At 70.1% G+C, this 7,294-nt stretch carries 4 protein-coding genes and 1 pseudogene; 2 read left to right on the top strand and 3 right to left on the bottom strand.

The window, feature by feature from the left end; translation table 11 throughout:
* Positions 1-257 precede the first annotated feature (257 nt).
* Positions 258-995 carry a sulfite exporter TauE/SafE family protein gene (locus QH195_RS15170; RefSeq protein WP_280435838.1) on the top strand — a complete coding sequence of 246 codons (738 nt, stop codon included), beginning with the start codon at positions 258-260 and terminating at the stop codon, positions 993-995.
* Between the two features lie 20 nt (positions 996-1,015).
* Here the strand turns inward: QH195_RS15170 and QH195_RS15165 are convergent, their stop codons facing one another.
* From QH195_RS15165 to QH195_RS15155, 3 genes are all read right to left on the bottom strand, one after another.
* A complete protein-coding gene (locus QH195_RS15165) occupies positions 1,016-2,203 on the bottom strand; it encodes an alcohol dehydrogenase catalytic domain-containing protein (RefSeq protein ID WP_280425776.1) in 1,188 nt (395 codons plus the stop codon).
* Positions 2,204-2,486: 283 nt separating this feature from the next.
* Positions 2,487-3,413, bottom strand: a complete 927-nt coding sequence (locus QH195_RS15160) for an ADP-ribosylglycohydrolase family protein (protein WP_280435837.1) — start codon at positions 3,411-3,413, stop codon at positions 2,487-2,489.
* A gap of 293 nt (positions 3,414-3,706) precedes the next feature.
* On the bottom strand, positions 3,707-4,780 hold the full coding sequence (locus QH195_RS15155; RefSeq protein WP_280435836.1) for a DNA glycosylase AlkZ-like family protein: 1,074 nt from the start codon (positions 4,778-4,780) through the stop codon (positions 3,707-3,709).
* Positions 4,781-4,855: 75 nt separating this feature from the next.
* Here QH195_RS15155 and QH195_RS15150 point away from each other — a divergent pair.
* Positions 4,856-7,294: pseudogene (locus tag QH195_RS15150) on the top strand (hypothetical protein); the annotation flags it as partial.

The raw sequence follows: 7,294 nt of genomic DNA, 5'->3' as shown, positions 1-7,294 counted from the left end.
CGCAGAGTTGCCTCCTTCGCCCCCGGGCGGGGGGGTGCCGCGACCGCGCAACTCCGCTAATAGGTATTCCGCACTTCGCCCCGAAGTTCAACCCGAACTGAGACATTCCGAGGTTTCGTCGCAAATATCCCGTTGTGTGGTGCATCCCCTGAACGCGTTATGCTGCGGCAAGTCGTCGGATGAATGCCCGGACGGCGGCAGCGGTGATCCCCGGGCGATCACCGAACGGGCCCGTTCCACGCAGGAGACCGACACCGTTGACCGTGCTCACCGTCGGACTTGTCACGGTCGCCGGATTCTTCGCCGGAATCGTCGGTTACGTCACCGGCCTCGCCTCGCTGATCTCGTATCCGGCGCTGCTGGCGGCCGGGTTGTCCCCGGTATCGGCGAACGTGACCAACACCGTCGCGATGGTGGCCGTCGGCGCCGGATCCACGGCAAAGGCAGGTGCGGCGGTGGCGGACGACTCGCGGGCGCTCATCCTGCATGCCGGTTGTGCGGCATTCGGCGGACTGGGCGGCGCACTACTGCTGCTGACCACACCCGCCGAGGTCTTCGACGCGATCGTCCCGGTCCTCATCGCACTCGCTTCGGTGAGCCTGCTCCTGCAGCCGAAACTGCGGGCACTCGCGGGCGATCGCACCTTTCCCCGGCTGTACCCGCTCGCCACTGCCGTCGTCGCGCTCTACGGCGGGTATTTCGGCGCCGGTGCGGGCGTGATGTTCCTCGCGCTGATCCTGGTCTGCACCTCCGAGACGATCTGGCGGGCCAGCGTTCTCAAAAGCGTGCTGACCGGAGTCGCCAACCTGGTGGCCGCGATCGGCTTCGCGATCTTCGGGCCCGTGCACTGGCTCGCGGCGGCCGCCATGGGGATCGGCGCCTTCGCGGGCGGCTGGTTCGGGCCCGCGGTGGTCGCCCGGCTGCCGCCTGCGGGGATGCGGATCGGGGTGTCGTTGTGCGGGATCGGCCTGGCGGCATATCTGGCGATCGCCTGACCGTCGTGCGCCGAGCCGCGTCAGGCGGCGGGATCCAGGACGATCTTGATCGCGCCGTCGTCCTTGGCCTGGAACATGCGATACGCATCGGGCGCCGCGGACAACGGCAGATGGTGGGTCGCGAAGGTTTCCACGCCGAGCGGATCACTGTCGTCCAGCAGCGGCAGAATATCGCCGGACCACCGCTTCACATTGGCCTGGCCCATGCGCAACTGGATCTGTTTGTCGAACAGCACCCGCATCGGCATCGGGTCGGCCATACCGCCGTACACACCGATGATCGAGATCGTTCCGCCGCGCCGCACGATATCGATCGCCGCGTTCAACGCGGCGAGCCGGTCCAGACCCGCCAGGTTCATCGCCGGCCCGGCCACCGCCGCGGGCAGGTACGACACCGCCCGCTGCGCCGCGGCCGCCACCGGCGACCCGTGCGCCTCCATACCGACCGCTTCGATCACCGAATCGCTGCCGCGGCCGTCGGTGCGATCACGTACCGCGTCGGCGAGACCGTCACCGACGGCCCGCAGGTCGATGGTGTCGATACCGTGCGCGGCGGCCCGGTCCAGTCGTTCGGCGACCAGGTCCACGCCGATCACCTGTAGGCCACGATGGTGCGCGATCCGCGCCGCCATCTCACCGATCGGCCCGAGCCCGAGGACGGTCACCGATCCGCCGTCCGGCACGGCGGCGTATTCGACGGCCTGCCACGCGGTCGGCAGTACATCCGACAGGAACAGGTACCTGGTGTCGGCGGGCCCGTCGGGCACCCGGATATGGGTGAAATCGGCATGCGGTACCCGGAGATATTCGGCCTGCCCGCCCGGTACCTGACCGTAGAGCTTCGAGTAGCCGAACAGCGCCGCCCCGCAGCCCTGCTCCCGCACCTGGGTGGTCTCGCACTGGGTCATCAGCCCCTGCCGGCACATCACGCACCCACCGCAGCTGATCTGGAACGGCACCACCACCCGATCACCCTTCGATAGGTTCGTGACCTCGGAGCCGACTTCCTCGACCACCCCGATCGCCTCGTGCCCGAGCACATCGCCCGCGGACATATACGGGCCGAGAAGTTCGTACAGGTGCAGATCGGACCCGCAGATCGCGGTGGAGGTCACCCTGACGACGGCATCACCCGGCTCCTGGATCCGCGGATCGGCCACATCGGATACCTGCACATTGCGTTTGCCCTGCCACGTCACAGCCTTCATATCCGCTCCCTCGGCCGACGGCCTCGTACGCTGTCCCCGGCACGAACACGGCGCCCGCGAGCGGCCGCGCCGGTGCCGGGCTGATCCGGTGGGCGGCTACCCAGGACGAGATGCGGCAAACGCCACCGGCGCGGGCCACGCACCAGGTCAACGCCGGGCGGGAACGAGCACGCCGAGTGGCCGAACGAGGAGAGGCGTGGAGTCACGGGGCTCTCTTCGAGTGCCCGCTCGATCAGGGGAAGTGACAGGGCTCGGAGTAGTGCGGCTCCTGCCTGCCCGGTGGTTACCCGTCCTTCGGCGACCACGAATTCCGCGACCACGGTGGCAGTGGCTCTCGTGCCGACAGCCACTGCTCGGGTATTCCACGGACTCTTCCCCGGGCACCGGCTCCGGTGTGCGCCGCCACTATTCCTCCGACGATCGCGGCGGTTGTATCCGCATCGCCACCGGCTTCGATGCATGCGGTGACAGCTGCGGGATAGTCGTCGAGAAACGTGGCGGCGGCCCACAGGGTGAACGGCACGGTGTCCTGCGCGCTGACCGCTGCTCCGTTGCCGAGTTCGTATGCGGCTTCGGCAACCGACCGGCCCAGAAGGGTCCGAGCGCGGCGGACACCGGCAGCGGTCCGTCCGTCGATCAGATAAGGCTCGACCACCTGCAGCAATTCTCCTGGTGCGCAGGACTTTCCACGAGTGGCCGCAGCATGACTTGCGGCGACAGCGACCACCATGGCGCCGACAATTGCTTCGGGATGCCGATGTGTCACCTCGGCCGACAACGCTGCCTGCGCCGCGGCGCGGTCCGGATCTCCGGCGAAATACGCGCCCAGCGGAGCAACACGCATCGCGGCTCCGTTACCCCAGGAGCCCCGCCCGCCGAAAACCGCGCCCGCGGCCTCGGTCCAGGGACGGCCGTCGCGGATCTCGTGCAGCACAACGACCGTGCCGGCGCCGTAGCCTCGGTAGGGTTCGCAGCGGTCGGCGAAGGCCGCTGCCAGTGCGTCGCGGTCGATATGGCCCCGGTCCCGGACTTCCCGGTATACCGAACAGGCCATCTCGGTGTCGTCGGTCCACTGCCACGGCGCCGCCGGCGGCCGGCCGGCGAGAAGATCGGGCAGCGACCGACCCGGCACGAAGAACTGAGCACCCAGCGCGTCACCGACCGACAGACCATCGAGACTGTCACGAACGATCTCGGAAACCACTGGCATATCGGCGTCATACTGCCACCGCGCGCACCGACCGCGCAACGGGAACAGGTGGCCACCGCGCAGGCAGCACCGAAACCGGTCGACCGATGAAACAAGCACGCCGATCCCACCGATCGCCTGTTGTCCCCGCGATCGCGGGGACAGCAACCGCCGACCGCAGACTCCGGCACCGTGCCGAAGGACAGACCTGCGTCAGCCCGATGGCAGGAGCCCACACTCGCGTCGGATCGACGGCAAAACATCAGATCGACCGGCAATGGACCTACAGCCGGTGAACCTTGCCGGTCACCGCATCAGCCAGGGGTCAGGAAGTCCCGGAGCCGGGATATCTCCGCGTCCAAGGCGGTCGCGAACGCCTTGCTCCTGGGAACGCCATCGACATAGCCCACTTCGACCTCGCTGCCCGGACCCGCGCACGTGGCCCAGCCGATCACCCGGTCACGCCACAGCATCGGCATCGCGTAGTAGCCGCGGATCCGTTTCGCGACGGGCGTGTAGGCCTCGAACCGGTAATCCCAGCCCCAGATCGCGCCGAACCGTTTCCGGTCCCAGACCAGCGGGTCGAACGGTGCCAGAAAGCGCACCCGGGCCGGCGCCGGGCGGTCGGTGGGCACCAGATCGGCCGGCCAGAGGTAGCGCACGCCGTCGACGGTGCGGGAGTCGAGTTCACCGGTGGCGTGGAGTTCCCGGATCGTGGCCGAGCCGGTGCCGTCGCCGATCGGGCGTACGGCCCGGTTGACCGTCGAGGTGAGTGTCGATTCCGCTGCCGGTGCGAGGGTGCGCGCGATGCGCAACGCCAGCGCCCGGCGCCGCTCGGCCGGAGCCAAGGCGGGTTCCACCGGAGCCGGGGCCGCCTCGTAGCGCCGGATACCGGATACCCGGTCGGCCACCCGCAGCAGGCCGTAGCGGTGCAACTCCTCGAGCAGCACGGTGGTCGCCGAGGAGGTGCCGCCCCAGGCGTTCACCACCCCGCGATGACCGAAATGTTCCTGGAGTTCGCGCGGGTGCACCACCCCGCGTTCCCGGACGAACTCCAGTACCTCGGCCGAGTGGCTGTCGTGCGGGTAGGCACCGTTCGCCGCGCGCGGGTGGTGGCGCGGGTGCAGGAGCGGACGCAACCGGGGAACGGTGAACCCATAGGCGTACACGATGTCCTCGTCGATGCCGAGTTCGCGATAGCGGCGGTCGAGATCGCCGGCCCGGTAGCCACGGACACGCTGACGCAGGATCAGATCCTGGGCGCGCGCCGGTGCGCGTATGGGATCGGCCTGTACGAACTCCATATCGGACAGGACGCCGGCGAGCGTACCGGCGGTACGGGGCAGGGACCAGGACACCGCGTTCGCGCGTAACCATGCCGAGGACATGCCGGCGAGACTATCGGCGCCCTACGACAGCCCGTTCGGCGGTTTGCGGCGGCGTCTGCCGGGTAGCGCCCCCGTATGTCCCCGACTGTGCGCTCACTCCTGTCTCCCCAGCTGATCACCACACCTGTCGCCGCCGTGACCGGGGCGATGCGTTCGGGGGCGCAGCGGGCGGTCGAAACCGGGCTGCAGGTGGTGGAGACCCCTGTTCGGACCGCGGAGAAAATGGCCACGACCGTGGCCTCCGGAATCGCGCCACTGCTACCCGGCCAGAACAGCGGGCTACGTGACGACCTGGCCGCCCTGCTCGACCCGCGCGACCGGCGCGCGCAACGCCGGGTCGCGTTCTCGGAGGATATGGCGACCATCGAGGTCCAGGGACTCGACGACAGCCACCGGTCCGCGGTCACCGGGGCATTGGAACAGCATCTGGGCCGATTGCGCGGCGTGCAGTGGTGGCGGGTCAACGCGGTGACCGGGCGGATCGTGACAGCACTGTCCAGCGGCGCCGATCTGGACCGGTTACTGGCGGAGATCGAAGAGGTCGAACGCGAATCCGAGGTTGCCGACGCCGGCTGGAGCCGCGCCGTGGAATTCCCGGCGGACCGCGAGCCGGTGATCGCGGCCGCGATCGAGGTGGCCGGCGATATCTGCGCGATCGCGATCTCCGCGGCCGGGACCGTACCGCCGTTGCGCGGGTTCATGCGCGGAATGCGGTCGGTGGCCGCGTTCACCGATGCCCAGCCCCGGCTGCGCCGGCACCTCGAGGAGCGGCTCGGCACCACCCGCACCGATCTGTTGCTGGCGGTGGCCAATGCCGCGGGCTCGGCGCTCGGCGAGGGCGCGGCCGGCGGCGTCACCAATCTGGTCGCCGATACCGTCCAGCGTGGTTTCGCCCTCACCGAAGCCGTGGCCCGGCACGCGCAGTGGCGGGAGTGGGAGGCCGATATCGTCGACGCCGAGCATTTCCGGGTCGACAAACCACTGCCGCGTTTCACCCGGCCCACCGATCTGCCGCGGGGGCCGGTGGAACGGGTCGCCGACGAAACCTCCGCCGCGGCGCTCGCCGGTGCCACCACGCTCGCCGGACTCGGCCGGGTCGGCGATATCGCCGACGCCCTCATCCTCGGTGCACCGAAAGCGGCGCGCGCCGGGCGGGAGGTCTACTCCGCCACCATCGCCACCACCCTGGCCGCCGCCGGTGTGCTGACTCTGCACCCGGCTGCCTGGCGGCGCTTCGACAGGTTGACAGCGGTGGTGGTCGACGCCGAGTCACTGGCCACCACCCGGCGGGTGGTGCTCGAGGCGGAGAGCGCCGACCCGGACTGGCCGGACGCGCGGGTCTGGAGCACCGCGCAACGGTTGCTCTGGGAGCCGGCGGACGACGACGGTCACGACAGCCATCCGGTGCGGCTGGTCCACCCGAATTCCGGCACCCGCGACCGCGGTAACACGACCCGCCCGGTCGAGCGGGAACTACGCGACGGCGATCGAGTCGTCGGGCGGGTGCTGGTCGGCCGTGAATTGGATCCACGCGCGCACGGTGTCCTCAACGCCGCCCGGCGCGCGGGATTGCGCATCATACTCGCCGGCCACCGCGACGCCGCCGAACTACGCGGGCTCGCAGACGAATTCGTCTCCGCGCGGGGTTCGCTGAGCGCGCATGTGGAACGGCTGCAGCAGGACGGTCACGCGGTGGCGGTGCTGAGCACTCGGGCGCACAAGGCGCTCCACCACGCCGATGTCGCGATCGGGCTCATCGGCTGCGAAGGCGGCGGTATCCATGTGCCGTGGTCGGCGGATCTGCTGTGCCGCAATCTCGAACAGGTGCGGCGCACGCTGGCGGCGGTCGGGCCCGCGCGACAGGTCAGCGAACGCGGGCGCACCCTGGCGCTGTCGGCCTGCAGCCTCACCGGGCTGATCCTGGCCGCCGCGCCGGACGCCCGATCTCGGACGGCACCGATGATCGCGGCGAACTTCGCCGGACTGTTCAACGGCGCGGTGACCGGTCTGCGTGCCGCCCGGCCGGATGCCGTGGGTGCGCCCGCACCGCTGTTGCCCTGGCATGCTCTCGAACCGGACGAGGTGCTGTCCCGGTTGCCGGCGCCTGCGAACCCGGAGGAACGGCAGACCGGCGAGCCCGCCGGCCGCAGCGCGATACCGAATGCGCTCGCACCGATCACCGGCTATCTCGGCCATATGCGGCGGGAGCTGGCCGACCCGCTGACTCCGGTGCTGGGTGTCGGGGCGGTGGCGACCGCGATACTCGGTGCCCCCTCCGATGCTGTGCTGCTGTCCTCGGTACTTACCGTGAATGCCATGATCTCCGCCCGCCAGCGGCAGGCGGCGGAGAACGAATTGCAGGAACTCATCGAGGGCGAGCGGCTGACCGGCCGGGTGATCGACCGGGCCGAGATCGACGCCGAAGAACCGGGGGGGGCCCCGGGGGCCGCCCCCCCGCCGGGGGGGGGGGGGGGGGTGGGTTTGAGCGCGGGGGGGGGGGGGGGCGCCCCCCCC

The sequence above is a fragment of the Nocardia carnea genome, assembly GCF_029868855.1.
Taxonomy (GTDB): domain Bacteria; phylum Actinomycetota; class Actinomycetes; order Mycobacteriales; family Mycobacteriaceae; genus Nocardia; species Nocardia carnea_A.
Note: the sequence above shows the minus strand (reverse complement) of the source record. Positions and strands in the feature narration are given on the sequence as shown.

What these genes read in the sequence shown, in the direction of transcription:
- QH195_RS15155 (WP_280435836.1), bottom strand. Translation starts at nt 4,780, where the DNA reads ATGTCCTCGGCATGGTTACGCGCGAACGCGGTGTCCTGGTCCCTGCCC.
- QH195_RS15165 (WP_280425776.1), bottom strand. Translation starts at nt 2,203, where the DNA reads ATGAAGGCTGTGACGTGGCAGGGCAAACGCAATGTGCAGGTATCCGAT.
- QH195_RS15160 (WP_280435837.1), bottom strand. Translation starts at nt 3,413, where the DNA reads ATGCCAGTGGTTTCCGAGATCGTTCGTGACAGTCTCGATGGTCTGTCG.